A 26,611-nucleotide genomic window follows, 5' to 3' on the forward strand; every position below is an offset into this window, starting at 1 on the left:
GATCAACAAATGGTAATAAGGAAAATACCATTTAAGCCTAACATTGCTTTATATATATCTTTCATTTCATCACCTGATTTTAACCTCTTATTGTCAGACAGTTAGTAAATTTCATACACAAGCTCTCTATCAGCTTGAAAATATTTGTCGAATTTCACTAAAAGATAAAGGGATCCAGCTGGAGAGACACCGGCATCATAACCTAGAGCAAATTCGCCATAAGAACTACTTTTATCCAAGATTAACTCCTTTAATTCCAGTTCTGTAACTGCTTTATCAGGCCAATTATCATGGATAACCTTTTGAGCTTTTTTATCAAGGTGTTCTAAGTTTCTATATAAACTAGTCATCAAATCATCTGATAATAAGACTAAATCCTGTTCACAGTAACCTGTAAAATAAATATTTATGTCTTTATTTAGATATCGCCCTAGAAAATAAATCCCCGAATCATGTTTTTCCCAGTTTATTCCCTTCCATAATGCCAATAAATCTTCTTTGTTCATTTATTACCTCAAGCAGTTTTATTCTTTTAGGAATGTTTAATAAACTTTCTAACAGATAGTGACCAGGACATTTCCATTGAGCTCCAGAATCTTTTTGTAAAACTCTTTCAAATTTACAAAACTGATTCGAATATCATCCTTGATTTCTTCCTCTTCCTCAAGATAATCCCAAATATCAGGATACAAGTCGGCTTTCTTGCATGCTTCCATACTAAAGTTAGCCATAGCTCTGTCCATGTCAAAACTTTCTAAAGCTTCTACAATATCGGCTATCTTGTTTTTTTCAGTATAGGCGATATAGTCAGATACATCCTCTAGAGGAGTCACCCCTAAAACAGCTTCTCTCAAGGGATTGTCATCCAAAAATTCTGAACTACTAAATCCTGTCAAGACAAAGAGAAGAGCATCCCACATTTTGTCGATATCTAGTAAGATATCATGACTATCAGCGGAGTCCTCAGCAAAGTCTAACAAGTCATCTTCTTGATTGGAAAGAGCTTTTATTTGTTCTAATTCATCGTCTGGTAAATATTGATAATTGGCAATCATTCCCATGATTTTTCTCCTTTGAATCTTGTAGGATAATACTGATGTTTTTAGCTCTATTTTATAGAAAATGCTATAATGGAGCTAAGAAATTGTTTTATTGAATGTTAAATAGGGGGAACAGTCATGTTCACTAGTATTGTTTTGGGTTTTTATGCTCTTTTCTTTCTATCCTTGTCCTTTACTATCTATCTCTATATTAGACTTGTAGTTGCAGTTAAAAAAGGCAAAGACATTCCCAAATGGATTTATAAACTTGGTCATGCTGTTCAAGGAAGAATTCACGTTGACTATGAAGAAATCACTGATGCTAATGCCCTTAAAGAGATTCATTGGTTCTTGCTAATCTATTTAATCGTAAATCTACTCGTATTGGCTGGCTTCTACTATCATGGAAATAGCTTTCCTCAAGCCATTTATGAATGTTTGAAAAAACAATTTTTTATCGTACTTGTTAGTATGGTTTTAAAAAGTATTGGCAAATTTGTTGTACTCGCTATAAGAAAAAACTTTCATAACAGTCATGTCTATGCATCAACCAATGCTTTTGTCGGGACAGCTTTTTTAACGAGTTATGTTTTTATGTTTTGCATGATGATGAGTGGCCTTCCAGCTCAACCTGTTCCAGTAACCATTCAAGATACAACTGTCATTATCGGGGAGACCAAGGCTTCCGAGCTTTTAGACCAAGGCTATACCTTTGGAGATAAAGGTGCAGAGAGCTCCATCACCAATCCCAAAAACGACCACTTTTACTACGGTCAGCTTCTCGAAGTCAAGCGGGATAATCAGTCCTTTGGCTTTATGAGCCTTACTCCTACAGGTAAAGATACTGATCAGCTCAAAAACTGCGTCATCACCTATTACAGAACACCTAAGGATAGCAAGCAACTAGAAGAAATTTCCATCAATCATGTCAAGCTAGCAAATCTCAAGCTCCAAGATTTTCAAACACGAAAATTAATCGATATCTTTGAAGTCAATCCAGCTGATTATAACGTCTCTGATAAGGATACCAACTTCATTCTGACTATTCAAACAGCAGATTACGACCTCTGGAAAAGATACCAGATTGAATCCAAGTTCAATTCAGATGGTTCGATTGATAGCTATGGAGTCAGAGCCCAGCATAGCATGTGGGAATGATTCACCATTTCTCCCTTTATCACATAAGCATTAAACTTAAAAAATATCATCGACGAGTTTGTAGCTTTCGATGAATCGAAGGCCAGAAGAACCTTTATCTCTAGTGATTTCTTCATAAATGTCTTCTAAATTTTGGGCAGGTGCCAACATCCAAAGACTAAAAGGTTTAAGTTTCACCTGTCCAATTTTTTCAATATTTTCTAATAATTGCCCTAAATCTTTGTGATTGAACCAGCAATCTGTAACGAGAGCAAACTTTGTATTGTCCATCTTACAGGAGATTTGACTGGTCAAAAAATCATCTATGAAGGGCTTTTTTGTTTGTAAGAGGCGTGTGCAAGCCAAATGATACTCAAGCTTTCTAGGACTCTGCTCAACCATAGATACAAAGACAAGACCATACTCATCTTGGAACTTAACAGCAAGGAGATCTCCTTCTTCAAAATAAGGTTTGCGTTTAGTTTTGGCTTTAGGGACCTTTAGAGGCCTAGGATTTTCAGTTTGCAACTGAACTGCAAGTTTATCCAAGACCTTTTGCCTTTGCTTCAAAGCCTTTGAATCTATTTCCAACCAAAATGGATCAGCCCCTTTTTTGATAAGCTCCAAGGTTTTGTCTCTGATATCGTCTGTCAGGTGACCAATCTTCCACAGTGAGTAGGCAAGAGCAGTCCAATAAATTTCTGTAAAAAAGTCTGTTTGACAGTAATCTTTCTCTGCATCGAGGATATCCTTGATAATATTGGCCACATGATCACCATCTCTATAGCGACCAACTACCTCATTGTAAATGTCATAACCTTGATCACTGTCAATGATTTTAATGCCATCAATAGCCATTCTCAACTCCTAATGTTCAATCGACATCTTATTTCTAAATCTCATAACTTATTTAATCTTATGCTTGTTCATTTTCTCTTGGAAAATATCTGTAAGAATTTGTCGCAATTCTTGAGCTTCCTTTTCAGGAAGTTGGCCTTCTTGTTCAGCTACAGCATACAACTCTGGATATTCGAGTGAAATTCTCTTGACAGTACGTGTTATAGCATGTTTTCTAACAAAAAACGGAATCCGTTTAATCATATCTTGAGGGATTAAGGCGATAATTTTATCGGCAGTTTCCTTATCGTTAAGCTTAGAGAAAGTTAGTCCCTTTTTAATCATCTCTTGTTCTTTTTCTGTAAAATCTTTAATATCCATTGTGTCTCCTTATGACTATTTTATTTGCTTCTATTATACTATTTTTTTAATTGGTCGAATGAAAAATCTCTATAAATCCTCTCTTGCCCAAGAACGGAATCTGTTGTAACAGGTAGTTTTTTCAGCAACTCTTGAATATCAATATCTTTGAGAAGAGGATTCAATTCTCCCAGACTATTTTCCTGAAGATGTGCTGCAAAGATAAACTCTCCCTTTTCCCAATCCATAGCACAATCATTGATAACATCCACCGGCGACAGGTCCAGCAGTTCTTGCTCTTGCGCTATAAAAGTTTCGTAGATCAGCTCAAAAATAGCTTCCTTATCAATTTTTACAACTCTTAATGTATGTTCATCCATGCTTGATTTTCCTTAATCATTTCTATTCATCATCTTCTGTCACTTCCCAAACTTCCGCTTGGTAAGGTTCTCCATCTTCATCGTATCGATTGATATAACCAATAAATTTATCATTCCTTTTTGGTTTGTACTGATTACCCTTGATTGTCGTAATAGCCCATGTCCCTATCAAGAATAAAACGACCAGTCCCAGCAATATATCCATAATAATCACTTCCTTTAGAATTGAACCCACTTATCATTATCCATAATAAATGGCTTAGCTAGACCTTCACCTGTATAGTTTTCATATTTTGTATCTAGATATTTGTAACAATCTTCCTTGGTCGCAAATTTGATGGCTTGATATGGCTCTTCAAAAGTCAACTTTTCGACAAAGAGATAGCCATCCTCGCTTGGTACAAGTATCCCTACATGGCCAATAAATAGGGATTGACCATCCAAGTCATCATGAACGACTACGGAGAGCATTCGAGCATTTTCGTTAAACTTGAATTGAGAAAGGAATTGTTCCATCTTTGCAGCATGAACTTTGACATCTGTCGTTGCTTCGGTCTTGACTCTTGAGAATAAAATATCAAAAGCATCTTTGTCTTCTGCAGCAAAGACCCTACCTTTGTCAATGGCATCATTATCGACAAACAAAAGGGAATCATCTTTCTCTAACTTAGGAATTTCGATAGAATTTTTTAACAAACAATAACTGTTAATACGACAGTTGGTACCGACAAAATCACCCTTTTTAGGCGTCCAAAGATTGCTTATCTTTTCAACATCATAGTCTGTTTTGGTAAATGTAGAAAAATCTCCAGTTAAGCCTACTGAACCGACAGTCGCGTTGTAATCATTGACAAGGTTGAAAAATGCATCGACACTGTCTTTATCCAAATGTGCAGCCAAGGCTTTCCGAACTTCTTCTGAACTTTCCTTGCTATTGAGATTGCTATAGGTTCCTTTGTAGTTTTCTTTATCTGAGCTAGCCAACTTAGTATTTGAACTATTCTGTTGTTCCATAGATTGGTTTTGGTTTGTACCACAGGCAGCTAACGTAAAGATAGCTAGACCACAGCAGCTCATTAATCTAATTTTTTTAGATACTTTCATAAAATGTTTCCTTTTTTACTAAGATTTTTCAAGTCGATTAGCTTCTCTTACATTATAGTTCAAATTTATTTTAAGTCCAAGCATTTTGCTAAGTAAAGTAGATTTTAAATCATTAAAAAGGAAGCTGGCACACAGCACGCTCCCTAATAAGTGAAATATCTATGAAATATTTAATTTAGTCACCTTTTAGCTGTACCTGTGTATGAGCTATAAGATCACCTAGATGTCGCTTATCTTTCCTGAAAACCATCATTGCTAGTAAGGCAACTGCGAGGAGAGTAGCTAAAAACGAGAGGATAATAGATAAGAAATCAAACTCACTATAGAAACCATGTATCGTGCCCATATGACCTATTTGCCAAGGAAAAAATTTAATGGTGTTTCTAAGCAAGCTAGCTTGCACAGTTTTTTTCTTGTAAACCAATTGAAGTCCAGCTTTCGACTTCCCAAAACTCCCATTTTTTGTATAATCTAAGAATGTAAAAAGTAGAGTGATTGGCAAAACAGAGGTAAAAAATACAAGACACTGCGACTGAATTTCTGTAAACTCTGGGATACCATTAAAAAAAATAATGTAAAGAAGCATAGAACCTAAAAACAGAAGCGCTAAATAAGCTAGTATGAAAAGATAATCAAATAGTAATTCAATCATTCTTTTTTTAAACGAAATAGAATTAATTGCTAACATCTTCATCATCATCGCCTCCTTTATTATCTACTATTCTTTTCAAAAGTTTTATTCTTTCGGTTGAGAATAGACTTCGATATGCTGACCTAGCACCTTGATTTCTACTGGTAGGTCATCAGATTTGTCACCATCAACATCCGTTTCTAAATCAGAATCAGAAGAAATTTTTATATGACGAGCTTTTATATACTCGATATTCTTATTCACGACGACATCCCCTTTTAATAAATCAGGGATAACTGACAATTTAGTAAGGATTGAGGCATCTTTTAAAATCAAAATATTGGCATAACCATCCTTGTCTTCTTCAAAAATCTTCTTGTCAGCGAAATAATTAGTAAGGAGAACCAAGACATGACTGGCAGGGCCAATGTAATTTCCTTTTTCAGTCTCAACAGTAATATTAAATGCTTGATCTGTTACGACAGACTTCATAGTATTAATCGCATAGGCGAGCATGCCAAATTTTGTTTTATCCTCTATCCCAACATTGTGAATCGCTTCTGGTAGTGATCCAATACTAAAAATATAGCCAAAATAGTTTCCATTAGATTTTCCGATATCAATCTTATTCGTAGAATTAAAATCAAGCTCGTCAATGGCACCGTCAATTTCTTGATTGATTTCTAACAGTTTCGTAATGAGATTTCCAGTTCCTCCTGGGATAATCGCAAGTTTAGGAATGTAGTCTTTTTCCGCGATACCAGAGATCACTTCATTGACAGTCCCATCTCCACCAAAAACAAGAACAGCATCATATCGCTCCTGAGAAGCCTCTTCTGCAAAGTTTGTGGCGTCTTGCGCTTTCTCCGTAATTTTAATTTCCACATCTTCAAAATAGTCTCTAGCTTTATTTTCCAGTTTCACCTTATAATCCAAAGCTTTTTCACCACCAGAGGTAGGGTTGATAATCACCATTATTTTATTCATTAATAATTCTCCTGTCATTAGATTTTCTTACTTTAACTTACCATCTCAAGTTTGGTCCATATATATTTTGACCTCTTGGTATTCCTGCTCTTTAGCATAGGCAAACACCTCTGAAGCTCTAATGTAATTAAAGATATTTTCCTCTAAATCTTCATCCCAAATCGATTCATGAAATATTCCATTCTCTTGACATGCTTCATAGAAAATATCGAGGTGAACTTGATAAAACTCTTCATCTTCATTTGGGGCTTGCCTTACTAAGGATAGTTGAAACATTGGCTTATCAGATATACTTGTAAATGTCCCTGTTTCAAATAAAATCATCTCATCCTCAATAGGCTCACGGCACAAGTCTTCAAAGATTGCTACCATTTCCTCTAAGGGCATCTTATCGGTGATTCTTTCTCTTAAAAATTCAAGTGATTGCTTCATGATTCTCCTCTTTCTAGAAGAATTTTCATTCTTGGAAAAATCCTATTAAAAAATAGAATTCTTACACCTTTTATTATACTACATTAACAGAAAAAAAGACTGAACCAGACGGTTTTCACCGTGGTTTCAGTCTAGTTTTTTTATAACGAAAAAGTCTCTATGAAGACTCTATTTCAAATATAAACTCTTAACTTAAATTGATTAATTAGGTCTAAGCTTAATTAAAAGTAGGCATTTTCAATTTGCAACTCACATCCTCTAGAAACTCTCATGAGCGACTTCTTCAAGATAGTCATCCAGATGATGGTAAATTTGTATATCTTCTTCTGAACTATCTTGTAAAACTGCAAATACCTTCACTTTATCATCATTGACAAATACGAAATTATGTTCACCAAAATAAGCCTGATAACCCTTGTCAACTAAGGTCCAAAGTTCATCTTTTTTTAAACCAAAAATATCTTTTTTTACAAGATAGGTTTTCCCTATTTCCATTTTCATGATCGATATTTCTCCTTAAGAAACTAGAAATGTTAAAGGTTTACTATTTGATGGTCAATCAGCTCACACAAGACGTGATAGCAACTCAAAACGAACTTTGGTTGACTATTGCATCTCTTCCATTGCTTCTTTCACATATCCCTCTACATCTTTAATCTCTATAAAAGAAGGATCTAGGTGACATAAGAAGTGCCAATCTTCGGCGTCTTTTTTTCTGTAGACAATCGCTTCACCGTCTTCGCTTCCAAAAAAGGTTCTATCGACTTCATATCCTTTGCTTTCTAAGAATGCTGTTGCCTTACGGAATTTCGCTTCTCTGGCTTCGACATAGGTTTTCACTTCACCGTTGTTAACGACATAGGCATCTACTTTTGTAGCGCCTTCGATTACTTTATCGTTTTTAACAGATAGATTCGAAATCTCTTTCCAAATAATGTCCACATTTTCCTCAGAATCAAACGAAAATCTAGACAAAGGCACAATGTTTCCGTTATAGACAATTTCCATATAATCCGGCAAGTGTTTAGGATTCACATACTCCACTTCAAACCCATCTTCTGTTTCTAAAGTATATCCAGGTATTTTGGCTACAAATTCTTTCCCTTCTTCTATTGTCTCAAATACGACTAAATCCTTTGAATAATTGTTTTGGTACAATTCTAATATAACCATCGATAACCCTCCTTCATTCAGTATCGGTCCGCATAACGCCTATCTATTATTTTATTACAAACGTTTCTTCCCATCGTCTAAGCACATCTTTTAAAGGCTCATCTAGATAGGTATAGGCCTTGTCCTTTATCCAATCAGGGATTCCATATGCGGCCTCTGCTATACTCCCGGTAATGGCAGCAAGAGTATCACTATCCCCACCAAGAGAGATGGCATTTCTAATCGCATCTTCAAAATCTGTACTTTCAAGAAAAGCAATGATGGCTTGAGGTACCGTATCCTGACAGGTTTCATTGAAATGATAGTTAGGACGAATGTCATCGAGTGATGGAGAAAGGTTATATCCATACTCTTTCTCTATATATTCCCTGATGCGTCTCTTACATTCTGCCGGATCATCATTGATTGGTTGCTCGTAGTCGCCACAGTAGCCTCCAAAGTAATAACGACACAGAAAGATAGCATCAGACGTCGCCATTGCCCCTTTGACACCCTCTGGATGATTATGAGTCACCTCTGCAGAAATTCTCGCAAGATTTCTACTAGATGGCCAAGTACCTGTTCTTGCAAAGAAACCACAATCCATGATCCAAGCACAAGGAGAAACACGCATGGCAGAGCCATTGCCAAAGCTATTATAAGGGGAACCATCATTGCTTTGAATCCACGTATTAAACCTAGGCCCGTACCCAGCATCGGGATACATTCTGCCATATTTCTTCATGGCATCAATAAAGTCATCCTTCTGACCACCGTTCATAATGGCTTCTGCCACAGCACAGGTCATAACCGTATCGTCAGTGAAAAAACAATCCTCACGAAATAATGGAAAGTCTTTCGTTTTAATATTGCCCCATTCGTAAACAGAACCTACAATGTCTCCTACTATTGCTCCTAGCATAAGATTCCTCCTTACAGCATATCAGATTTCCAATGGATCACTCTTTAAAAATGGCTCAACCAAATCAATCCACTCTTGAGGCAGGTAAGCTGATAGATAGCCATGGTTATACCCCTTTGCTTCATACAGGATAGTGTTGGGATGTAGCTGCTGAAATAATTTCGCCGATGCTTTCACACAGTTTAATTCTTTTTCACCATAGATATACAGAACCTGGGCCTTGCTAGCAGAAATCGTCTCCTTCAGCTTGTAACGCCCCATATAGGTTTTGTAAATGGTCACCAATGTTTTGATAGGTGTCCTTGGCAGATCCTCTAAATAATATGCTTTTATCTCCTCTGGATAAGCCAGTTTAGGATAGAGTTTGTCCATCATGCTTAATTGAAGTTTGCAAGAGAATTTACTGAACATCAATTTACCAAATAGTGATACTAGAAAGATGCTGATTTTAGCTAACCTTGGTTGAGGAATACAGATGCTTCCATCTATGATGGCCTTCTCAGCTATCTCGCTGTCTAAGGATAAAAGTTCCATGGCAATTTGACCACCAAGTGAAACGCCACCGATCGCAAACACCTTTCCACCACAGTTTGCTTTGACATAGTCTAGAATCTCCAAAGCAGAATCTTCCGTAGAAACATAATCGAGTTGATATTCTTCACCGTGGCCATTCAAAGTGGGTAGAATAACACGGTAGTCTTCTGACAAAATACGTGCTTGACGAAGATAATTCCACCAAGAACTGCCACCGCCATGTATCAGTAAGATAGGAGGCAAATTCTTATCACCAAATTCATGGAATTTCATATTTAAACTCCTTACTGTAGGATTTTCACTAGATACATCCCTCGTTTGACATAATTGTACTGATATTTTAGACAGAGTTTTTATTATATATCTCACAAAAAAGAATAAACCTGCCACTCCTTTCTGAAATCTATACCTCCACCTATTTCTCCAGTTTTATCACCTTATCATAGCGCTTCAAGTCCTCTTCACTATAGTGATGAATCACTTCTACGAGTGTTTGAGGGAGGGAGAAGAGAAGTTGACTGATTCTCTCTTGATTTTTAAAGTCCAGATTGGCTTTGACCTCATCAGCTAGGATAAATTGGCGATTGTGATAGAGAGCACGGGCAATTTCCAAGCGCTGCTTCTCACCGCCTGACAGAGTCTGGTTGCTAAGGTTTTTGTTTTGAAGAGCTTTCAAACCAGTTTGATGCAGGATTTCGTCCATCCTTACAGTATCAAGTTCTTGTCCCAAAGCAATATTTTCCTCTAGGCTCAAACCATCAAAGATATGACTAGACTGGAGAATGTAAGCTCCTGCCTGATAGAGTTCATCCGAGGTTAGTTCTTGCCCATGGTAGCGAATCCGACCATGACTAGGTTCAATTTCACCATAGATTAGGTTCAGTAAGGTTGTTTTTCCAGACCCACTTTCTCCGATAATGGCAATCTTTTCCCCTTCCTCAATAGTAAGGTCACAAGAGGCTAGGATTTCTTGACCATCACGCTCAACACTGACTTTCTCTAACTGGATAGGAAAGACGGAACCTTCGAGAACAGAAGGCATATCCAAGTCTACTCCCAACAATTTTTGATATTTATCACAGAGAGACTTGGCTGATTTTCTAGTATTGATAAAGTAAGATAACTCCTGAAATTGATAGCCAATATTATACGATACGAGGTAAATCCCCACAAAGCTGGCTGCAGATAGGTAGTTATAATAGGTCATGAAACCACCAATGACAATAGGCGCAACAGAGCAAAAAGCATCAATTCCATTGATAAAGAGACTATTTATGGTCCGTTGCTTTTCATAGGCGATTTCTTCCTTTAGAGCCTTGTGCAAATCTTTAGAGAACAGTTTGTAAAACAAGCTTTGTCCCCGATAATACCGTATGGAACGAGCACCTGCGATCATATTGGTTGCTTGAGAGACATAGACTTGATTAGCTAAGGACTTCTCCTTCGTAATTTCATCCAAACGTTTAGAGCCAATTCCACTACAAAGGACAGGTATCGAATAAAAAATGATAAAGAGCAGACCAAGATAAAAGTTAGTCCAAAGAGCGTAACAGATAGAGACTGTTGTAAATCCCAAAGAAGAAATGATAATAACAGTCGGCTCAATATAATTATCTTCTAGCTGTTTTACATCATTTTCCAAGTCTGACAAAACTTCTTCATCTGCTATCCGACGGCTATATAGAAAAGTCTGAAAGATCCCCTTCTTAATACCCGACTTGAAGTCTGTCAGCACTCGTGCATAGTAATAACGTTTCCCTGCCAAACCTAGCAAGAGAATCAAATTTCCAACAATCCCCCAAAACAAGACCTGCCATAGCAAATGCAACTGGTGATTTGTAAAACTGGAGACAATATACTGAATCAAAGCTGGTGTAATGATAGCCTCCAGCCAAGTAATCATAATCGCTATAAAATAAAAGAATAAGTGCTTCTTGGTTACATAAGATCTAAGCATAACGTATAAACCTCCCGAAGTTATTTACCAACTTAGATAGTCTTTCTTTGATCTCTTTGCTGGGATACAAACACTTTAAAAATATTTCATTCAAAGATTTCTATGCTACTTCCAGCAGAATTACAGATGCAACATGTGCTGAGAGCTTTCTTCTATACTAATAGACGAAAGGGTGTGAAAATGATTTTTAAATGATACTGTGGAACGGAACAGTAGCCCTAGTATTGACTACTGTCGTTTCTATTCATATTGGCTATTCTAGGACTGAGATGAAAAAATCTATAAATGCTCAGAATAAAATTGAACCCGCAAATCTCCCCAAAACAATGGTGAGTCATGTACTTGTATTATTCCGAAAAAATACACCTCTGGTGCAGTGAGACAAATTGGTGTATCTTATAGTGGCTTCGTAGATGAAAGCTATACTCTACTATCACTCTTTGATGATGTAGAACAAATTGAAAAAGATAATAGACTTCAGACAGCTATTGATGTTGTCAGAGAACAGTTTGGTTTTTTAGCCATACAAAAAGGAACCGTCCTAACTGAAGGTTCCAGAAATATTGAACGCAGTAAACTTATCGGTGGTCATTCCGCGGGTGGATTGGAGGGATTAAAATGAAACAAGAAAAAAATACAGTACAATTTTCAGAAATCCGTAGCAAAGGATGTAATGATATTGAAATGCTTGAAAGATTTTTACATGGAATCGTTGAAACAGCAACTTCAAAACTTCGTCAGAGAAAACTCAAAACAACTGAAATATCGATACGACTAGTACATGCTAAATCTGAAAACCGATTACCATTGGAATTTACATTTAGCATTAAGCCAACAAGCTCATCTGTGATAATCTATACTGAGGTAATCAATCGCTTTAAAGAATGTTACACAGGTGGGGGAATTCAAGGTTTTACGATTCAATTTGATAAAAATACCCTTGCCTCTGCATAGAAAGGATTTGATATGATTGACCGTTCATATTTACCATTTCAATCAGCAAGAGAGTACCAGGATACAAAGATGCAAAAATGGATGGGCTTTTTCCTATCTGAACATGCATCAGCACTCTCTGATGATACAAACAAAGTAACGTACATGTCTGACTTATCACTAGAGAAGAAATTATTACTCCTCAGTCAAGTATACGCCGGGCAGCTACGCACACGCATTCAAGTGATTGAAAAAAACAAGCGTGTTTCCTACACTGGAACAATACCAAGTCTGACCAAAGATTTCATTTTGATAAAAACTACAACAGGTCACATCAATTTGAAATTAAAAGACATTATTAGTATTGAACTTGTCGAGGAGGTGCTCTATGAATCAGCTTGAGTTTCAGCGTAATCACCTACAAATGGACTATTATAGCGAGAGCTACCAAGATTTTGAACGTGACTTCTACCGCTACTCTAACATGAATATTCCATTGACCTTCCTAACTGATGATATCCTAAAAACAATGGCGACTTCACGTAAGAATTACTTTGTCCTCAATAAGGAAAAGTCCAGAGATAACCGCGATCACTTCTTCATATTTGAAGTAAGTACCGTAGATGAGAATCCGCTAATCTATCATTATACATATAAGAAAACTACAATATATTTAGCAGAAAAATAGGAGCAGTTCAATTGACTGTTCCTATTTTTAATATTCATAAAATCTAAAGTCTTTATACTCTTTAACAATGGAGTCGCCAACCAGAACAGACTATACTGACCAGCGACTACCTTAAATTTAATGTTTCAGATTTATTTTCTTATCTCTAATTTCATAAACTACATCTGCTACATTTTCGAGTAATCGTTTATCGTGGGTGATAAACACGATAGTTCCGGTGTACTCCTTCATTAGTATTTCCAAAGCCTCTAAACTTGGTATGTCAAGGAAGTTACTGGGTTCATCCATTATTAGGATGTTATATCTACCCATGAGCATTTTAGCAAGCAACAATTTTATAATTTCTCCACCGCTTAAAACAGATAAACTTTTTCCAATATCGTTCTGTTTGAACCCCATAGATGCTAGCACTGAACGAATTTCTGATATATTGTAGTCACAATCCTTCTGCATAAACTCCATAACATTCTGATTACTGTTGTACTTGTAACCATTCTGTGCAAAGTAACCTATTTTTGCCTTAGGCGAAATAGAAATTCCTTCTTCATGGTTTAAGATCATTTGGATTAAAGTTGTTTTTCCGATTCCATTACCACCAGTTAACGCCACTTTTGCTCCTAACGGAATTTGAAAAGATGCATTTTCAAACAGAGCCTTATCCCCAAATACTTTATTAATTTCTGCACCGACTATAGGGTATGGATTATGGAGCTCCAATGCTTTACTTTGCCTGAAACGAATTCTGCGAATGCCTTCCGGAGCTTCTACTTTTCCTAAGGCCGCAATCCTGTGCTCTAGGGTTTTAGCAGCATTATACATCTTTTTTTCCTTACTTCCTATTGATTTTTGATGAGCTAAACGCCCTCCGTCTTCAGTACTTTTTTTCTTTGAAGAACCTTTTGCCTTCTGTTCTATTTTACGAGCCTGTTTTCGCTTTTCCTCCGCAGCCCTTTCCAATCGGGCACGTTCCGCAATAAATTGTTCGTATTCTGCAGCTTGGCTCTTACGTTCTTCCTCTTTCTGACGAAGATAATCAGAATAGTTTCCCCAATACTCAGTGATTTTGCCATCTTTCAGTTCCCATATTTTATCTACTATTTCATCAAGAAAATAGCGGTCATGGCTAATAACTAACAGTGCACCTGTAAAATATTTTAGCTGTCCTATTAGAAAATCAATTCCTTCACGGTCTAAATGGCTCGTAGGTTCATCCGCTAAAATACCATGAACCTGTGCCGATAAGGCCTGTGCTATTTTAAGCCTTGTTTCTTCACCACCGCTCATAGTCTGTATATTTAATTGCTCAACACCTAGCTTGCCTACAAGTGCAAAATCTTTTTCCTCCTGCAGAGTTACTTCGTCCAACTGGGGAATATAGGCAAGTTCACCCAGACGATTCATTTTACATCCTGGGGGAGTTAATTCTCCTAAAAGTACCCTGAGTAAAGTGCTTTTTCCAGCACCATTTGCTCCTACTAAACCAATACGGTCATAATCATATACTTCTAATTCATTTATATCTAAAACATCGCGTCCTTTGAATTCCACACGAATGTCTTTTGCTTTTAATATTAATTCCATAACATTTCCTCCTGTCTATAATCGCATGCTTTCATTTGCTTGTATGCAGGGAAAACCCTGCGATTTTAGCAGGAAGAGTTACATGAAAATAAGATACATAAATATTCCTCCAATATTGTTTATTTTAAATCTAATTTTCTAACCTCAGTTATCATTTGGCAAACTATAGCAATGCCAATAATTAAAATACCTGATAGTAAAAACCAATGATTTACACCGATTTTATCAGCAAAGAATCCAGAAAGAATTAACCCAATTGGCATAGCAAGTGACATGATACTTCCGATCAAAGAAAATACACGTCCTAAATATTCAGGCTTAATTTTCTCCTGAAAAAGAGCTGTTTGCACACCGCTATAAAATGGCACCGAAAGCCCCATTATTGCACAGCAAACTACGAATATTACAAATCCATTTGGAGGAAGTATTCCCGAAACGGCTAAACTGGTCCCCATTATAAAAAATGAACTTGTTATTAGTAATACATGCTTTTCGAAGCCCCCTAATCTTCCTAATAATAAGCCTCCTGCTAGCATCCCAAATGCAAAGGAAATTTCCGTAATAGAAATATGCACAGGCGTTCCATTAAAGTGTTCCATGCTTATTAAAGGAAATAGTGCATTGATTGGCATATAAACAAAAGTATATAGTGTTCCTAAGAGTAATAAGGCAAACAATCCTTTGTTTTGTCTCAGAACCACAACTCCTTCTTTCATCTCCCTTATGAAATTTGGTTCTAAACTTTGCACTTGATTACCCAGCTTAGGTATACGTACAATTGCTACCGTAATAGATGCAATCACAGCACCCAATACGTCGATGGCAATAATAGCATTTAAATCCCAAACGGAGTATAAGAGTGCTGCAACTGCCGGACTAACAATATAGCTTATAGACTGCAAAGACTGACTATAGCCTGCGCATTTCGTTAGCTGTTCTTCTGGTACTAAAAGTGGTGTAACCGCATTGAGTGCTGGGGTATGAAAAGCTGTTCCAATGCTACGGATAAACAATACTATCATAATCATCCAGACAGGTAGCTCCATACAGAATGCAACAATAGCAAGCACTGCACCAGCTGCTGCGATAATTAAATCGGCACCAATCATTATCTTCTTCCTATCATGACGATCCACTAGCACACCAATGGCAGGTCCCAAAATCGCATAGGGTAAAAAACCTACTAATGAAGCCATAGACAAGACCATCGCAGATCCTGTTTTTTCTGTAAGGTAAAAAATAATCGCCATTTGCAGGATGGCACTAGTGATTAATGATACTGCTTGCCCTGCCCATATTGCATAAAATTTTCGTTTCCAATTGTTGTATTTTTCCATTTATATTATCTCCTGCATATTATTTTGCTTGAATTTCTATTTTGAATAGCATTCTAGGCAATAAAAAATGCAGGCCAAACCCCACAATGTGGCTTTTGGTCTGCATACATACAATTTGGAAACATTCATATTAAAGACATAGTTAAATAAAGGTATAGTTAAATAACCAATATCCTCACCGTAACTAATGAATGCTCAATATCGTATAAATAAGCACAACAAAAAAGCCTATCATCGGGTATAGATTCTGCTTTTTTTATTGCCAGCTTATCTTAAACGCATTGAGGCTGTCATAGTTTCGGTTCCTCCTACATCTTTGTTTATATCAATTTATAGTATAACACAACAAGATGATATGTTCAATATAAAAGTTATGGAATGAGACTCATACTTCCAATTCGATGCCAGATTTAAAGGATATGACGAAGTTTTCTTCATAGACTGTAACGCTCTGGATTATCTTCCTTAGTAGCAAGCGATTAGCTTTCACAAAATCTTCTGTTTGTAGTTTTAAAAATTCATCAGGATTTTCTAACTCAACCTCAAAATATTTCATTTTACATTCCCTCATTTCATTTATTGATAAATTGAGTTTGCAAAAAAGAGTGGACAATTTTTGTCTACTCTTAACCTTTAAAATAGTTTTTTTTAATCGATTTGAAGTTGCCTAAATTATTACTTATTCGGTAAAATGAAGTATTGCTTTCAACAGATTTCCTTCAACTACACTTCACTTGATTCAAACAAGGTGGGTACATTTCTATTCCCACAAACTCCTTGTCAATGGAAACAAACACGTACCCACAGGGTAAATGGAAATAGAAACTGATAATTTCTAGCTATCACTTCTACTCATTCCAAAAATTTTCTCACTCTGATACTTACCCACCATAAAGCAAAAAGCCTTGCAATCAAGGCTTTCATTATCCCTTTCGTTCAAAGGTTTCTAAGCTTTTACGAGCAGAGCGACACACTCAGCGGTTCGCTATCTCCGTTCTGTCTGCGTGCTAGCACTTGTCAATCACGGACAGCTATCGCATGGGCGGAAGTAAATGCTAATCTTCGTCGTTTTACTCCTTGACTAGCAAACTTACCGCCTCAACATGGTGCGTTTGCGGAAAAAGGTCCACCGGCTGGACTTTCTTCAATTCATAGCCCAACTCTTGATAGAGTTTGATATCACGCGCCATGGTTGCGACATTACAGGAGATATAGGCGATGCGATCAGCTCCTGTTTGGGCACTTGCTTTGATGAAGCTTTCGGTCAAGCCCTTGCGTGGTGGGTCGACTAGGATGGCGGTTGGTTGGATCCCCTCCTTGAGCCAATTCTTCATGGCATTTTCAGCTGTGTCACAGACATAGTGGGCATTGGTAATACCGTTCAATTCTGCGTTCTTCTGGCTATTTTCTACTGCTTCTGGGATGACTTCGACACCATAAACTTCCTTAACATGCTTAGCGACAGATAAGCCAATAGTTCCGATTCCTGAATAGGCATCAATCACCACATCGTCTTCTCTTAACTCCGCAAAATCAATAGCTGTCTGATAAAGCTTCTCTGCCATTTCGGTATTGACCTGATAAAAGGCTGGTCCAGAGATTTGGAAGCTATTCCCCAACATTTGGTCCGTAATGTAATCTTGACCATAGAGAACCCGCCATTCTTTTCCAAAAATGGCATTGGTATTCTGTTCATTGATATTTTGCATGACAGACACAATCTCTGGGAACTGCTTGATGGCTTGTTCAATCAACTGTTCAACTCGGAAAATTTTAGGACGAGTGGTCACCAAAATAACCATGATTTGACCTGAATGATGGCCACGACGAACAACAAGGTTACGAATCAAGCCGGACTGTTCCTTCTCATCATAGGGTTTTAAGTCATAGCGACGAAGCAAATCACGTAAAGCCACAATAACTTGGTCAATGACTGGATCTTGGATATAAAAATCTTCAAGAGGCATCAGATCATGAGAATTCTTACGGAAGAAACCAGTCTCCAGAACACCGTTGACTCGACGAACTGGTACCTGAGCCTTGTTACGATACTTGACAGGATTATCCATGCCAAGAGTATCTGAAACCTCTACATCCGTGATTCCAGCAATTTTATAAAGACTGTCTTTTACTTGCTTAGTTTTAAATTTGAGTTGCTCCGGATAAGCTAGATGCCCCAAGTCGGCAATGCCTGAACGCAGGTAAGCCAAATCTAAGTCTTGGTTACGATGTGGAGATTGTGTAAGGTATTCCTCAACTCTACCAAAGCCAATCTTCTTGTTGACTTTAAGGACTCGCATAAGGATTTTTTCAGTCGGTAGAGCATTCTCTACAAAAAAGACCAAGCCATCTACCTTGGCAACACCTGCTCCTTCATGGGTCAAATCGACAATCTCAACTTCTACAATATCATTTTTCTTTAACATATTTTTCACTTTCTATAAGCCGACAAAAAAAGACGGCAACAATCCTGTTACCATCTATTATACCATGAATTGACCTAAGCACCAAAACTCTTGAAGAAATCAAGGATAGCTTGCCAAATTGAGCTAAGGATGTTTCCACCGTCTTGAATAGCTTTATTGGCATCAAAGTTTAGGTCGATATTGCTGAAACTATCACCTGCTTGTGCAACGATACTTTGTTTCAGATCTTTTAGCGTCTTAGTAAAGTCTTCGTTATTAAGAATATCGCTCTTTGAAAGATTGAATGCAAAGTTGATGATGACATTGACTTGGTTGCCTGTAACAACTTGATCCAGTTTATAGTTCTTTAAAGTATCTTCAACAATCTTACGAACATCATCTTCTGTAAGTTCACCCTTAGACTCTTTAGCCTTAGCGACTGCAGCCTTGATATCAGCAAGGGCTACGTTCAGTTTATTGGCATCAAAGCCTGATTTGTCCTTGTTTTCATCGTTAATGTCTGACAAGGCCTTGAGCTCTTCCTGAGCCAAGTCTTTATTTTCCTGAGGTAATTTTACACCATTTGACTCAAGGGAATAGTAAATACCTGCTAGGGCACTTTCACCAGTAACTGGAATTGGTGCCGCAACGGTGATACGCGCGTGCTCCACACCCAAGGTAACAGCCGCATTACGGTACATATCTTGCGTTACTTTTGTGATATTTTCAGGTGTCTCAATCTTGACCTCAAGGGGAGATTTTTCTCCTAATTTTTGAATTTTTGCTGATGAATAAAGTTGAAGACTTGAATCGTTTGCGACATTCATAATTTTTGAGTAGACATCTGGTGTCATGGTCTTCAAATCTTTAGTATCTTTTGAGGCATCATAGCCAAGTTTTTTAAGTGTTTGATTTTTTTGATCTTCCGTTAATGAAGAACCCAAGACGTACTCAGGTTGAACATAGGTTTCATCAATTACTTTTTGAACATCAGTAGATGCCTGGGCGCTTTGCAGTGTTGCAACTGCTAAAAGTACTGCAGCGCTAGTCAGAAAGAATTTCTTTCGCATGAGACGTTCCTCCTTTTCTACTCTAGCATATTAAAGTATCCTTAAAGAAAACTTATAAAAGAGAGTGGGACAGAAATCGGTAATTCGTTAGAATTCGATTTCGTCGTCCCACCTCCGCACAGTTGAGTAGGGCTGTAAAAGCTGATGAAATTAGCGTAGTAGAGCCCACTCAACCACTGCGTCTTGCTCGATAATCCAAAGACAATTGAGAGGCTAGGTCTTTTATCCCAGCCTCTTAAAATAGATTAAAAATTTTCATAATATAGAGATTTAGCTGAACCTGTCTAGAGTAATAATAGTTTCCCCCATCCACATAAAGTTCTCCACCTTGAAAAATAGAAATGGGATTGATGTAGCGATAGGTTTTCCCTGTTGTATTTCCTAATATAGGCGCAACTGTATCTCTGGAGTATTGCTTAGCTAGTACAAGAGTATTCTTTTTCCCATTCTGGGCGATAAAATCGATATAAGCTGGACCAAAGTTATAAGCTTGAATGGCTGTCCAGACATCCACTCCTTTTTCTTGAGCTAGATAGAGATTTTCTGTCAAGGTTTGAACCCCTTGCCGAATACTACTTGCATTATCGTTTATGGTATCAGTAGAGCCACTAGCAGATTCACTTGACTGCATCACGTCTCCCTCTTTACCCTTAGTTTCTGTATAAATCATGGCGAGCACAAGCTCTTCGTTTGCTGGAGTATCTCTTTCATTCAAGATTTCACGGACCATGGGTTGGTAGGTCATGACTTGTTTGACATCCTGACGAATCAGATAAGCTTTATATCCAGCGAAAAGGAAGACTGCTAGTACCAGCATTCTTCGTATAAATTTAAACATTATTTATTTTGTATATCCTCGATGTTTTTGATTAAGATAGAATAGGTTCCATTATCGTTTTGAATGAACTCAACCGATTCCGCATCTTGATAGACATTGTTTGGTACGATGAGTTCAATCCCGTTTGACAAGGAAAGTTTCTGATTTTCAAATCTCTTTAACTGACGACTAGCATCAATCTCATCAAACTGAACTGGCTCTGGTACTGCTTCTTTGACTTTGTCAATAAAGCTTAGACGAGCAGTAAGATTGTTGTCAAAGAGATCATTAGCTAATTTTTCTGGAGAGAGTTCATTGTTTTCTTCGATATTATTGAAGATTGCTGATTTAACCTTGGATTGAAATTGAAAATCATCCGCATTAAAGGTTTCGGCAATTTTTTGAGCCGTTTTTTCAAGTTCTTTGATTGATTTCTTAGGTGAAATCTTTGGTTGAGCTTGAATAAGATTCTCAGAAAAATAGTTCAAAAACGCTCCATTGTATTTAATGCGTTTTTCAATCAGGTGATACTTGCGATTTTGAAGATTAACCACAAGGGCTTCATCAGCTCCAGTACCAAAACCTGGTAAATTATTCTGAGTCAACTTGATTGGATTATCAACTTCACCACCTAGGTGTGTTAAGGTTTCTCGCAATGCAATTCGAAGGAAGGCAAAGTGTTCCACTCCTTCTTTTGAAAACTGTACAAAGACCAAATCATTAGTTTTTTGGTTTTCAGATACAGAGAATTCCTCTTTCCAAAGATTGGCAATCGTCACAGATGTTTTCATTAAATCTTCTGTAATGTTGTTGAAAAATGGGTTATCCTCTTCAAAAATACCAGTTTTAGCATCATCAGAATACACACGCTCCACTTTTTTACGCAAGTATTCCTCGATTTTTGGAGCGATATTGAGAAACTTATCCGCTAAGAACAACTCTGTGTCATCAGGGCTGAACTGATGGATGATGGCTTTCTTGATATAAATATCCATAAAATATTAGTCCTCGTATAATGGGAAGGCATCTGTCAAGGATTTGACTGCACTTCTCACTTCTTCTAAGACAGCTTCGTTTTCTGCATTCTTAAGGGCTTTAATAATAAGTTCAGCAACTTGACGGCTTTCTTTTTCACCAAAACCACGAGCAGTAATTGCTGCCGCTCCGATACGAATACCACTAGTCTTAAATGGTGACAAGGTTTCATAAGGGATAGAGTTCTTATTTAGGGTAATATTAACTTCATCCAGCAAGTTTTGAGCTACTTTTCCACTTTCTACAACCTTAGTAACATCCACTAGGAAGAGGTGGTTTTCAGTGCCACCAGAAATAATACGGAAATCAGGATCTTTCAGGAATACTTCAGCCATAGCCTTACTGTTCTTGATGACATTAGCAGCATATTCCTTGAAGGCTGGATCCAAGACTTCTTTGAAGGCAACAGCCTTAGCAGCAACAACATGCTCTAAAGGACCACCTTGGATACCCGGGAAAATAGCAGAATTAATCTTCTTAGCTAAGTCTTCATCATTGGTCAAAATCAAACCACCGCGTGGCCCACGAAGGGTTTTGTGGGTCGTTGTAGTTGTGATATGTGCGTATGGCACCGGGCTTGGGTGAAGACCAGCAGCAACCAAGCCGGCAATATGAGCCATATCTACCATGAGTTTAGCACCAACAGCATCAGCAATTTCACGGAATTTTGAAAAATCAATAATTTGAGAATAGGCTGAAGCCCCTGCTACGATTAGTTTGGGTTTCACTTCTTGAGCTTGTTTCAAGATGGCGTCAAAGTCTAAAAGTTCGGTCTCAGGATCAACACTATAAGAAACAAAGTTGTAGGTTTGACCAGAGAAGCTTACAGGAGCTCCGTGAGTCAAGTGCCCGCCTGCTGCCAAATCCATCCCCATGACCGTATCACCTGGCTCAATCAAAGCCATGTAAGCTGCACAGTTGGCTTGACTTCCTGAGTGAGGTTGGACATTGGCAAATTTAGCATCAAAGATTTCTTTCGCACGTTCAATAGCTAGAGTTTCGATAACATCTACTACATCTGTACCACCGTAATAACGACGTCCTGGATAACCTTCGGCGTATTTATTAGTCAAGATAGACCCTTGAGCAGCCATAACAGCCTTAGAAACTACGTTCTCTGAAGCGATTAATTCAATATTATTTTGTTGGCGTTCCTCTTCTTTGGCAATGGCATTCCAAAGATCCGCGTCATAGGCTTTAAAATCATCTTTGTCAAAAATCATAGGTCTTCTCCTTTTATTAATTTAATGAATCGTTTCTGCATTTTATCGCAGGTATAACCAACTCTTTCATAAAATGCATGCGCACCTGTACGATGGTCTGCAGAATTTAAGCGAATAAAGTTATAGCCACGTTTTTCTGCTTCCTGTTCTAATCCTTCAAGCAAAGTTTTACCGATTCCTTTACCTTGTGTTTGAGGTAAAACAGCTAAAGCTAGGATATTAAAACCTGGTTTTGAATAAAGGGATTCATAAACCTCAGCATGAACATAACCAAGTAAGTCATGGCTAATTGAATCCTCAAAACCAAGTAGGAAGTGATGGGAGTCTTGTGTCAACTTAGCTAGTTGACCAGCCGTTTCCTCTGGACTAAAAGCATAACCTAGCGCTTCTTTGTTAATGACACAAATTGTTTCGACATCTGTCGCTTTCAAATAACGTAGCATATCATACCTCTTCAAAAGAAATTTCACGTATCTTGGCAAGAATATCTTCTTGTTTAATTGATCCTTGGCGTAGAATCTTCACCTTGCTGCCAGATAAGTCTATAATAGTCGAATCTTGACCTGTTAAAAAAGCATCATCTTCTATTCCCAGAACCTCTTGTCCTAAGTCTTTTAAAATTTCTTTAAAGCTAACTCCACTTGTATGTCCTGAAATATTTGCAGACGGGCCGATTAAGGGACCAAACTCACGAATCAATTCTAGAGTGACGGGATGACTCGGCATGCGAAATCCAACAGTCGTCAAGTCTGAATTAACCCAGTAAGGGACCTTGTCATTAGCTTCTAGGATAATGGTCAATGGACCAGGAAGAAAACTATCAACAAGTTTTTGTAAATAAGGTGGCTGATTCTTAGAAAAGTTCAAAATATCGTCTAGATGAGCGACATTAAGATTAAGTGCCTTGTCTCTTGGACGACGTTTAAGCTGGTAGACAAGATTAACAGCTTTTTTATCTAGCGCTTTTGCAAAGAGACCATAAACTGTTTCTGTCGGCAAAACTACAGCTCCACCTTTTTCCAACTCTTGCTTAATTTTCTCCATCATCAATGACAACCATCCTATCTTGACCAAATTGGTCTTTCAGAGTACGAACTCGTTTCTCTGGAAGATTTTCCATAAAGAGAGCGGGTACACTTTGACCTTGTTTGTAGCCAATTTCAAGATAAATCTTACCACCATCAGTTAGATAGTCTTTGGAACCTTCCGCGATTTTGCGATAGATTGCGAGACCATCCTCGTCAGCAAAAAGTGCCAAATGTGGTTCTGAATGCAAAACATTCAAACCAACCTCTGTTTCATCTGCTCGAGAAATGTATGGTGGATTGGATACAATTATATCATATTTTGAAGAAATTTCGGAGAAACAGTCAGATTTGATAAAAGAGAGATTTAGATTTTGAGCGTAAGCATTCTCCAATGATAAGTCTAAAGCATCCTGTGAAATATCTGCAGCCGTAACTGACCAATCTGGTCTATTTTTCGCTAAAGCAAGGGCTATCGCTCCGCTTCCTGTTCCGATATCAAGTACCTTGAGATTTTTCTCAGGATTTTCAGTCAAAATGAGTTTCACTAACTCTTCTGTCTCTGGTCGAGGAATCAAGACTCGCTCATCTACTTTTAACTGCATCCCATAGAATTCAGCATGACCGATGATGTACTGGGCAGGTATGTGGCTAGCTAGCTTGATGTAAATATCCTCTACAAATTTGTAATCTTCATCAGTGACTTCTTGCTGAAGGGCAAAGACGAAGTCAGTAAAAGATAGATTTTTCAGGCTACGATAGACAAAGGAGAGGCTTTCTGCTTCCTCTCCTTGTGCTATCAACTTTTCCTCAAAATCTTTAAAAATTTGAGCTAGTTTCATTATTTGTTTAATTCTTCCAATTTTTGTGTTTGATCATAAAGAACCAAGGCATCCACAACTTCATCTAGTTTACCAGACAAAATAGTATCAAGTTTTTGAAGGGTTAAGCCAATACGGTGGTCTGTCACACGGTTTTGTGGAAAGTTATAGGTACGGATACGTTCTGAACGGTCACCAGTACCGATAGTAGACTTACGCTCAGCGTCCTGCTCATCTTGGGCAATTTGAGCAAAGTGGTCAGCAACACGCGCACGGATGATTTTCATAGCCTTCTCGCGGTTTTTCTGTTGCGTACGTTCTTCCTGCATTTCAACCTTGATATTGGTTGGTAAGTGAACGATACGAACGGCAGTCGCAACCTTGTTGACATTCTGTCCACCAGCTCCAGATGCGTGGTAAATATCCACACGAAGGTCTTTTGGATCAATATCATATTCTACCTCTTCCACTTCAGGCATAACGAGAACTGTCGCTGTAGAGGTATGCACACGCCCTTGGCTTTCTGTCACAGGGACACGTTGAACACGATGGGCACCAGATTCATACTTAAGCTTAGAGTATACAGACTGACCTGATACCATAGCAACCACTTCCTTGAAACCACCGACACCGTTCATAGAAGCCTCCATGACTTCAAAGCGCCAGCCTTGGGCTTCAGCATACTTCTGGTACATTGTTAGAAGGTCACCAGCAAAAAGTGCTGCCTCATCTCCACCAGCAGCTCCACGGATTTCAAGGATGATGTTCTTATCATCGTTTGGATCTTTAGGAAGGAGTAAGATTTTCAATTTTTCTTCGTACTCTTCTTTTTCAGCCTTAGCATCTTTCAATTCTTGTTTGGCCATTTCTTCCAAGTCAGCATCTCCGCCTGATTCTTTAATCATCTCTTCGGCATCGATAATGTTTTGAAGGACTTGTTTGTATTCGCGGTAGGCAGTTACCGTGTCACGAGTAGAAGCTTCCTCTTTTGAAAGCTCCATGAAACGCTTGGTATCAGAGACCACATCAGGGTCGCTTAGCAATTCTCCCAACTCTTCATAACGGTCTTCTACAGCTTGTAGTTGATCATAGATGTTCATTTTTTCTCCTTATTTTTCAATTGTTAAATCGTATATGGCTACTACTTCGTTCTCAAATATTTCCCCAGTTTCTTTAAATCCGTAACTGAGGTAACAAGATTTTGCATGTTCATTTTCTGGTTCATAAGACAACCAAAGTTTCTTGGATAAACCTGCTGGCGCTGTCCGAACATAGTCTAGCACCTTATCCATAATTGGTTTAAAATATCCTTGATCTTGACAATGCTTATCAATCATGAAACGAAATAGTAAATAATTTCCATTACTAATTCCGATATTTTTATCATAAGCTAACATCACAAAACCTATGATTGCATCATTATCGTAAACTGCCAATGGAGCTACAAAATCTCCATTTTTTGTGTAGACATATGCTTCAGCTAGACTAATTGCGTTGGTAGCAATAAATTGTTTTTGATATTCCTTAACATCCAAATGCAGAACATCAAAATAATTATCCATTGTAACATCTCTTAGTTCAATTGTCATAGTCTTGTTCCTTATCAGATGTTATCATTGGAGCAAAATAATGTTTACGGCAAACCGAGATATAGGTTTCATTGCCACCTATCTGGATTTGTTCACCTTCATAAGTAGGTTTGCCATCTAGCGTTCGTAGTACCATGGTCGCCTTTTTCTTACAATACTGACAGATGGTTTTAATCTCATCAATCTTGTCTGCTAAGAGTAAGAGATGTTTAGAGCCTTCGAACAGTTCATTGCGAAAATCATTCTTCAAACCAAATGCCATAACGGGTATGTCTAACTCATCGACAACACGAGCTAGGTCGTAAACATGGTGACGCTTTAAAAATTGGGCTTCATCGACCAAAACACAGTAGGGCTTTTCAGGTAAATCTCGAATAAAACCAAAAATATCCGTAGTATCATCGATAGCAATGGCTGGTCGCTTCATGCCAATCCGACTCGACACATAGCCTATACCGTCTCTTGTATCCAGAGCCGAAGTCATGATAACAACTCCCTTTCCTTGCTCCTCATAGTTATAGGCTACCTTGAGAATCTCGATGGTCTTTCCTGAATTCATGGTCCCATAACGATAATACAACTGTGCCATGTTTCTATTTCACGTCCATTTCTAA

At 37.8% G+C, this 26,611-nt stretch carries 34 protein-coding genes; 5 read left to right on the forward strand and 29 right to left on the reverse strand.

All coding sequences use genetic code 11. From position 1 onward, the window contains the following. Window positions 1-101: 101 nt before the first annotated feature. Together QM382_RS02580 and QM382_RS02585 are read right to left on the reverse strand one after the other, a co-directional pair. The gene (locus QM382_RS02580; RefSeq protein WP_414272338.1) at window positions 102-506 is read right to left on the reverse strand and encodes a hypothetical protein; all 405 of its coding nucleotides are present in this window, start codon (window positions 504-506) and stop codon (window positions 102-104) included. A gap of 48 nt (window positions 507-554) precedes the next feature. Continuing rightward, a complete protein-coding gene (locus tag QM382_RS02585) occupies window positions 555-1,061 on the reverse strand; it encodes a YfbM family protein (protein ID WP_414272339.1) in 507 nt (168 codons plus the stop codon). A 117-nt stretch (window positions 1,062-1,178) separates the two neighbouring features. Here QM382_RS02585 and QM382_RS02590 point away from each other — a divergent pair, with 117 nt between their 5' ends. Further along, window positions 1,179-2,198 (forward strand): hypothetical protein, encoded by a 1,020-nt coding sequence (locus tag QM382_RS02590; protein WP_414272340.1) that lies wholly within the window; start codon window positions 1,179-1,181, stop codon window positions 2,196-2,198. A 36-nt stretch (window positions 2,199-2,234) separates the two neighbouring features. Here the strand turns inward: QM382_RS02590 and QM382_RS02595 are convergent, their stop codons facing one another. The 13 genes from QM382_RS02595 to QM382_RS02655 all read right to left on the reverse strand — a co-directional run bounded on the left by QM382_RS02595 (window position 2,235) and on the right by QM382_RS02655 (window position 11,473). Further along, window positions 2,235-3,035: a hypothetical protein gene (locus QM382_RS02595; RefSeq protein WP_414272341.1), complete on the reverse strand. Its 801-nt coding sequence runs from the start codon at window positions 3,033-3,035 to the stop codon at window positions 2,235-2,237. A gap of 48 nt (window positions 3,036-3,083) precedes the next feature. Then, window positions 3,084-3,395, reverse strand: coding sequence for a hypothetical protein (locus tag QM382_RS02600; RefSeq protein WP_000351658.1), 312 nt, complete (start codon window positions 3,393-3,395; stop codon window positions 3,084-3,086). Between the two features lie 38 nt (window positions 3,396-3,433). After that, window positions 3,434-3,754, reverse strand: coding sequence for a hypothetical protein (locus tag QM382_RS02605; RefSeq protein WP_414272342.1), 321 nt, complete (start codon window positions 3,752-3,754; stop codon window positions 3,434-3,436). 22 nt (window positions 3,755-3,776) lie between these two features. Continuing rightward, the gene (locus tag QM382_RS02610) at window positions 3,777-3,959 is read right to left on the reverse strand and encodes a hypothetical protein (protein ID WP_414272343.1); all 183 of its coding nucleotides are present in this window, start codon (window positions 3,957-3,959) and stop codon (window positions 3,777-3,779) included. Window positions 3,960-3,973: 14 nt separating this feature from the next. Then, window positions 3,974-4,858 carry a DUF4300 family protein gene (locus QM382_RS02615; RefSeq protein ID WP_414272344.1) on the reverse strand — a complete coding sequence of 295 codons (885 nt, stop codon included), beginning with the start codon at window positions 4,856-4,858 and terminating at the stop codon, window positions 3,974-3,976. A 175-nt stretch (window positions 4,859-5,033) separates the two neighbouring features. Beyond that, window positions 5,034-5,555 carry an RDD family protein gene (locus QM382_RS02620; RefSeq protein ID WP_414272345.1) on the reverse strand — a complete coding sequence of 174 codons (522 nt, stop codon included), beginning with the start codon at window positions 5,553-5,555 and terminating at the stop codon, window positions 5,034-5,036. A gap of 39 nt (window positions 5,556-5,594) precedes the next feature. Beyond that, a complete protein-coding gene (locus QM382_RS02625) occupies window positions 5,595-6,476 on the reverse strand; it encodes a diacylglycerol/lipid kinase family protein (RefSeq protein ID WP_414272346.1) in 882 nt (293 codons plus the stop codon). Between the two features lie 45 nt (window positions 6,477-6,521). Beyond that, the gene (locus QM382_RS02630) at window positions 6,522-6,908 is read right to left on the reverse strand and encodes a hypothetical protein (protein ID WP_414272347.1); all 387 of its coding nucleotides are present in this window, start codon (window positions 6,906-6,908) and stop codon (window positions 6,522-6,524) included. A 258-nt stretch (window positions 6,909-7,166) separates the two neighbouring features. Beyond that, complete coding sequence (locus QM382_RS02635) at window positions 7,167-7,409, reverse strand: phosphohydrolase (RefSeq protein WP_373074341.1); 243 nt, start codon at window positions 7,407-7,409, stop codon at window positions 7,167-7,169. Between the two features lie 105 nt (window positions 7,410-7,514). Further along, on the reverse strand, window positions 7,515-8,081 hold the full coding sequence (locus tag QM382_RS02640; protein ID WP_414272348.1) for a hypothetical protein: 567 nt from the start codon (window positions 8,079-8,081) through the stop codon (window positions 7,515-7,517). 46 nt (window positions 8,082-8,127) lie between these two features. After that, window positions 8,128-8,982, reverse strand: coding sequence for an ADP-ribosylglycohydrolase family protein (locus QM382_RS02645; protein ID WP_414272349.1), 855 nt, complete (start codon window positions 8,980-8,982; stop codon window positions 8,128-8,130). A gap of 21 nt (window positions 8,983-9,003) precedes the next feature. After that, complete coding sequence (locus QM382_RS02650) at window positions 9,004-9,789, reverse strand: alpha/beta fold hydrolase (protein ID WP_414272350.1); 786 nt, start codon at window positions 9,787-9,789, stop codon at window positions 9,004-9,006. A 142-nt stretch (window positions 9,790-9,931) separates the two neighbouring features. After that, window positions 9,932-11,473, reverse strand: coding sequence for an ATP-binding cassette domain-containing protein (locus tag QM382_RS02655; RefSeq protein WP_003003557.1), 1,542 nt, complete (start codon window positions 11,471-11,473; stop codon window positions 9,932-9,934). 376 nt (window positions 11,474-11,849) lie between these two features. On the opposite strand from QM382_RS02655, the gene QM382_RS02660 reads away from it, so the two are divergent. The 4 genes from QM382_RS02660 to QM382_RS02675 are packed head-to-tail and all read left to right on the forward strand — an operon-like array spanning window position 11,850 to window position 13,094. Further along, window positions 11,850-12,095, forward strand: a complete 246-nt coding sequence (locus QM382_RS02660) for a hypothetical protein (protein WP_001813542.1) — start codon at window positions 11,850-11,852, stop codon at window positions 12,093-12,095. Next, on the forward strand, window positions 12,092-12,427 hold the full coding sequence (locus tag QM382_RS02665) for a hypothetical protein (RefSeq protein ID WP_000806926.1): 336 nt from the start codon (window positions 12,092-12,094) through the stop codon (window positions 12,425-12,427). Before QM382_RS02660 ends, QM382_RS02665 begins: the two co-directional genes overlap by 4 nt. 12 nt (window positions 12,428-12,439) lie before the next feature. After that, window positions 12,440-12,808, forward strand: coding sequence for a hypothetical protein (locus QM382_RS02670; protein ID WP_000567222.1), 369 nt, complete (start codon window positions 12,440-12,442; stop codon window positions 12,806-12,808). Beyond that, complete coding sequence (locus QM382_RS02675; RefSeq protein WP_001072467.1) at window positions 12,795-13,094, forward strand: DUF5960 family protein; 300 nt, start codon at window positions 12,795-12,797, stop codon at window positions 13,092-13,094. The genes QM382_RS02670 and QM382_RS02675 overlap by 14 nt, the downstream gene beginning before the upstream one ends. A gap of 117 nt (window positions 13,095-13,211) precedes the next feature. Here the strand turns inward: QM382_RS02675 and msr(D) are convergent, their stop codons facing one another. From msr(D) to QM382_RS02745, 14 genes are all read right to left on the reverse strand, one after another. Next, a complete protein-coding gene (gene msr(D), locus QM382_RS02680; protein WP_000420313.1) occupies window positions 13,212-14,675 on the reverse strand; it encodes an ABC-F type ribosomal protection protein Msr(D) in 1,464 nt (487 codons plus the stop codon). Window positions 14,676-14,794: 119 nt separating this feature from the next. Beyond that, window positions 14,795-16,012: a macrolide efflux MFS transporter Mef(A) gene (gene mef(A), locus QM382_RS02685; RefSeq protein ID WP_000417519.1), complete on the reverse strand. Its 1,218-nt coding sequence runs from the start codon at window positions 16,010-16,012 to the stop codon at window positions 14,795-14,797. Window positions 16,013-16,397: 385 nt separating this feature from the next. After that, window positions 16,398-16,568: a hypothetical protein gene (locus tag QM382_RS02690; RefSeq protein WP_000873143.1), complete on the reverse strand. Its 171-nt coding sequence runs from the start codon at window positions 16,566-16,568 to the stop codon at window positions 16,398-16,400. Window positions 16,569-17,082: 514 nt separating this feature from the next. Continuing rightward, on the reverse strand, window positions 17,083-18,438 hold the full coding sequence (gene rlmD, locus QM382_RS02695; protein WP_414272351.1) for a 23S rRNA (uracil(1939)-C(5))-methyltransferase RlmD: 1,356 nt from the start codon (window positions 18,436-18,438) through the stop codon (window positions 17,083-17,085). Between the two features lie 74 nt (window positions 18,439-18,512). Next, window positions 18,513-19,487, reverse strand: a complete 975-nt coding sequence (locus QM382_RS02700) for a DUF1002 domain-containing protein (RefSeq protein ID WP_414272352.1) — start codon at window positions 19,485-19,487, stop codon at window positions 18,513-18,515. A 235-nt stretch (window positions 19,488-19,722) separates the two neighbouring features. Further along, window positions 19,723-20,325 carry a lysozyme family protein gene (locus tag QM382_RS02705; RefSeq protein WP_006148472.1) on the reverse strand — a complete coding sequence of 201 codons (603 nt, stop codon included), beginning with the start codon at window positions 20,323-20,325 and terminating at the stop codon, window positions 19,723-19,725. After that, a complete protein-coding gene (locus QM382_RS02710; protein ID WP_414272353.1) occupies window positions 20,325-21,299 on the reverse strand; it encodes a nucleoid-associated protein in 975 nt (324 codons plus the stop codon). Before QM382_RS02710 ends, QM382_RS02705 begins: the two co-directional genes overlap by 1 nt. A gap of 6 nt (window positions 21,300-21,305) precedes the next feature. Further along, entirely contained in the window at window positions 21,306-22,562 is a 1,257-nt protein-coding gene (gene glyA, locus QM382_RS02715) for a serine hydroxymethyltransferase (protein WP_414272354.1), read from the reverse strand. Further along, window positions 22,559-23,005 (reverse strand): GNAT family N-acetyltransferase, encoded by a 447-nt coding sequence (locus tag QM382_RS02720; protein ID WP_178895068.1) that lies wholly within the window; start codon window positions 23,003-23,005, stop codon window positions 22,559-22,561. Before QM382_RS02720 ends, glyA begins: the two co-directional genes overlap by 4 nt. A 1-nt stretch (window position 23,006) precedes the next feature. Continuing rightward, window positions 23,007-23,609 (reverse strand): L-threonylcarbamoyladenylate synthase, encoded by a 603-nt coding sequence (locus QM382_RS02725; RefSeq protein ID WP_178895069.1) that lies wholly within the window; start codon window positions 23,607-23,609, stop codon window positions 23,007-23,009. Continuing rightward, window positions 23,593-24,429 (reverse strand): peptide chain release factor N(5)-glutamine methyltransferase, encoded by an 837-nt coding sequence (gene prmC / locus QM382_RS02730; RefSeq protein ID WP_178895070.1) that lies wholly within the window; start codon window positions 24,427-24,429, stop codon window positions 23,593-23,595. Before prmC ends, QM382_RS02725 begins: the two co-directional genes overlap by 17 nt. Next, window positions 24,429-25,508 (reverse strand): peptide chain release factor 1, encoded by a 1,080-nt coding sequence (gene prfA, locus QM382_RS02735; protein ID WP_001028810.1) that lies wholly within the window; start codon window positions 25,506-25,508, stop codon window positions 24,429-24,431. Before prfA ends, prmC begins: the two co-directional genes overlap by 1 nt. Before the next feature lie 9 nt (window positions 25,509-25,517). Beyond that, window positions 25,518-25,997: a GNAT family N-acetyltransferase gene (locus QM382_RS02740; RefSeq protein WP_414272355.1), complete on the reverse strand. Its 480-nt coding sequence runs from the start codon at window positions 25,995-25,997 to the stop codon at window positions 25,518-25,520. Beyond that, a complete protein-coding gene (locus QM382_RS02745) occupies window positions 25,987-26,586 on the reverse strand; it encodes a thymidine kinase (protein ID WP_414272356.1) in 600 nt (199 codons plus the stop codon). Before QM382_RS02745 ends, QM382_RS02740 begins: the two co-directional genes overlap by 11 nt. Window positions 26,587-26,611 lie beyond the last annotated feature (25 nt).

The organism is Streptococcus infantis (assembly GCF_047465185.1).
GTDB lineage: Bacteria > Bacillota > Bacilli > Lactobacillales > Streptococcaceae > Streptococcus > Streptococcus infantis_O.

Coding starts and splice junctions, on each gene's coding strand:
- QM382_RS02725 (WP_178895069.1), bottom strand. CDS start 23,609: ATGATGGAGAAAATTAAGCAAGAGTTGGAAAAAGGTGGAGCTGTAGTT.
- QM382_RS02590 (WP_414272340.1), top strand. CDS start 1,179: ATGTTCACTAGTATTGTTTTGGGTTTTTATGCTCTTTTCTTTCTATCC.
- QM382_RS02605 (WP_414272342.1), bottom strand. CDS start 3,754: ATGGATGAACATACATTAAGAGTTGTAAAAATTGATAAGGAAGCTATT.
- QM382_RS02610 (WP_414272343.1), bottom strand. CDS start 3,959: ATGGATATATTGCTGGGACTGGTCGTTTTATTCTTGATAGGGACATGG.
- QM382_RS02645 (WP_414272349.1), bottom strand. CDS start 8,982: ATGCTAGGAGCAATAGTAGGAGACATTGTAGGTTCTGTTTACGAATGG.
- QM382_RS02640 (WP_414272348.1), bottom strand. CDS start 8,081: ATGGTTATATTAGAATTGTACCAAAACAATTATTCAAAGGATTTAGTC.
- QM382_RS02635 (WP_373074341.1), bottom strand. CDS start 7,409: ATGAAAATGGAAATAGGGAAAACCTATCTTGTAAAAAAAGATATTTTT.
- QM382_RS02630 (WP_414272347.1), bottom strand. CDS start 6,908: ATGAAGCAATCACTTGAATTTTTAAGAGAAAGAATCACCGATAAGATG.
- QM382_RS02585 (WP_414272339.1), bottom strand. CDS start 1,061: ATGGGAATGATTGCCAATTATCAATATTTACCAGACGATGAATTAGAA.
- QM382_RS02690 (WP_000873143.1), bottom strand. CDS start 16,568: ATGAAATATTTTGAGGTTGAGTTAGAAAATCCTGATGAATTTTTAAAA.
- QM382_RS02675 (WP_001072467.1), top strand. CDS start 12,795: ATGAATCAGCTTGAGTTTCAGCGTAATCACCTACAAATGGACTATTAT.
- QM382_RS02595 (WP_414272341.1), bottom strand. CDS start 3,035: ATGGCTATTGATGGCATTAAAATCATTGACAGTGATCAAGGTTATGAC.
- QM382_RS02665 (WP_000806926.1), top strand. CDS start 12,092: ATGAAACAAGAAAAAAATACAGTACAATTTTCAGAAATCCGTAGCAAA.
- QM382_RS02745 (WP_414272356.1), bottom strand. CDS start 26,586: ATGGCACAGTTGTATTATCGTTATGGGACCATGAATTCAGGAAAGACC.
- prfA (WP_001028810.1), bottom strand. CDS start 25,508: ATGAACATCTATGATCAACTACAAGCTGTAGAAGACCGTTATGAAGAG.
- glyA (WP_414272354.1), bottom strand. CDS start 22,562: ATGATTTTTGACAAAGATGATTTTAAAGCCTATGACGCGGATCTTTGG.
- QM382_RS02650 (WP_414272350.1), bottom strand. CDS start 9,789: ATGAAATTCCATGAATTTGGTGATAAGAATTTGCCTCCTATCTTACTG.
- QM382_RS02620 (WP_414272345.1), bottom strand. CDS start 5,555: ATGATGAAGATGTTAGCAATTAATTCTATTTCGTTTAAAAAAAGAATG.
- QM382_RS02615 (WP_414272344.1), bottom strand. CDS start 4,858: ATGAAAGTATCTAAAAAAATTAGATTAATGAGCTGCTGTGGTCTAGCT.
- QM382_RS02720 (WP_178895068.1), bottom strand. CDS start 23,005: ATGCTACGTTATTTGAAAGCGACAGATGTCGAAACAATTTGTGTCATT.
- QM382_RS02700 (WP_414272352.1), bottom strand. CDS start 19,487: ATGCGAAAGAAATTCTTTCTGACTAGCGCTGCAGTACTTTTAGCAGTT.
- QM382_RS02740 (WP_414272355.1), bottom strand. CDS start 25,997: ATGACAATTGAACTAAGAGATGTTACAATGGATAATTATTTTGATGTT.
- prmC (WP_178895070.1), bottom strand. CDS start 24,429: ATGAAACTAGCTCAAATTTTTAAAGATTTTGAGGAAAAGTTGATAGCA.
- QM382_RS02710 (WP_414272353.1), bottom strand. CDS start 21,299: ATGGATATTTATATCAAGAAAGCCATCATCCATCAGTTCAGCCCTGAT.
- QM382_RS02580 (WP_414272338.1), bottom strand. CDS start 506: ATGAACAAAGAAGATTTATTGGCATTATGGAAGGGAATAAACTGGGAA.
- QM382_RS02670 (WP_000567222.1), top strand. CDS start 12,440: ATGATTGACCGTTCATATTTACCATTTCAATCAGCAAGAGAGTACCAG.
- QM382_RS02705 (WP_006148472.1), bottom strand. CDS start 20,325: ATGTTTAAATTTATACGAAGAATGCTGGTACTAGCAGTCTTCCTTTTC.
- QM382_RS02655 (WP_003003557.1), bottom strand. CDS start 11,473: ATGCTTAGATCTTATGTAACCAAGAAGCACTTATTCTTTTATTTTATA.
- rlmD (WP_414272351.1), bottom strand. CDS start 18,438: ATGTTAAAGAAAAATGATATTGTAGAAGTTGAGATTGTCGATTTGACC.
- QM382_RS02625 (WP_414272346.1), bottom strand. CDS start 6,476: ATGAATAAAATAATGGTGATTATCAACCCTACCTCTGGTGGTGAAAAA.
- QM382_RS02600 (WP_000351658.1), bottom strand. CDS start 3,395: ATGGATATTAAAGATTTTACAGAAAAAGAACAAGAGATGATTAAAAAG.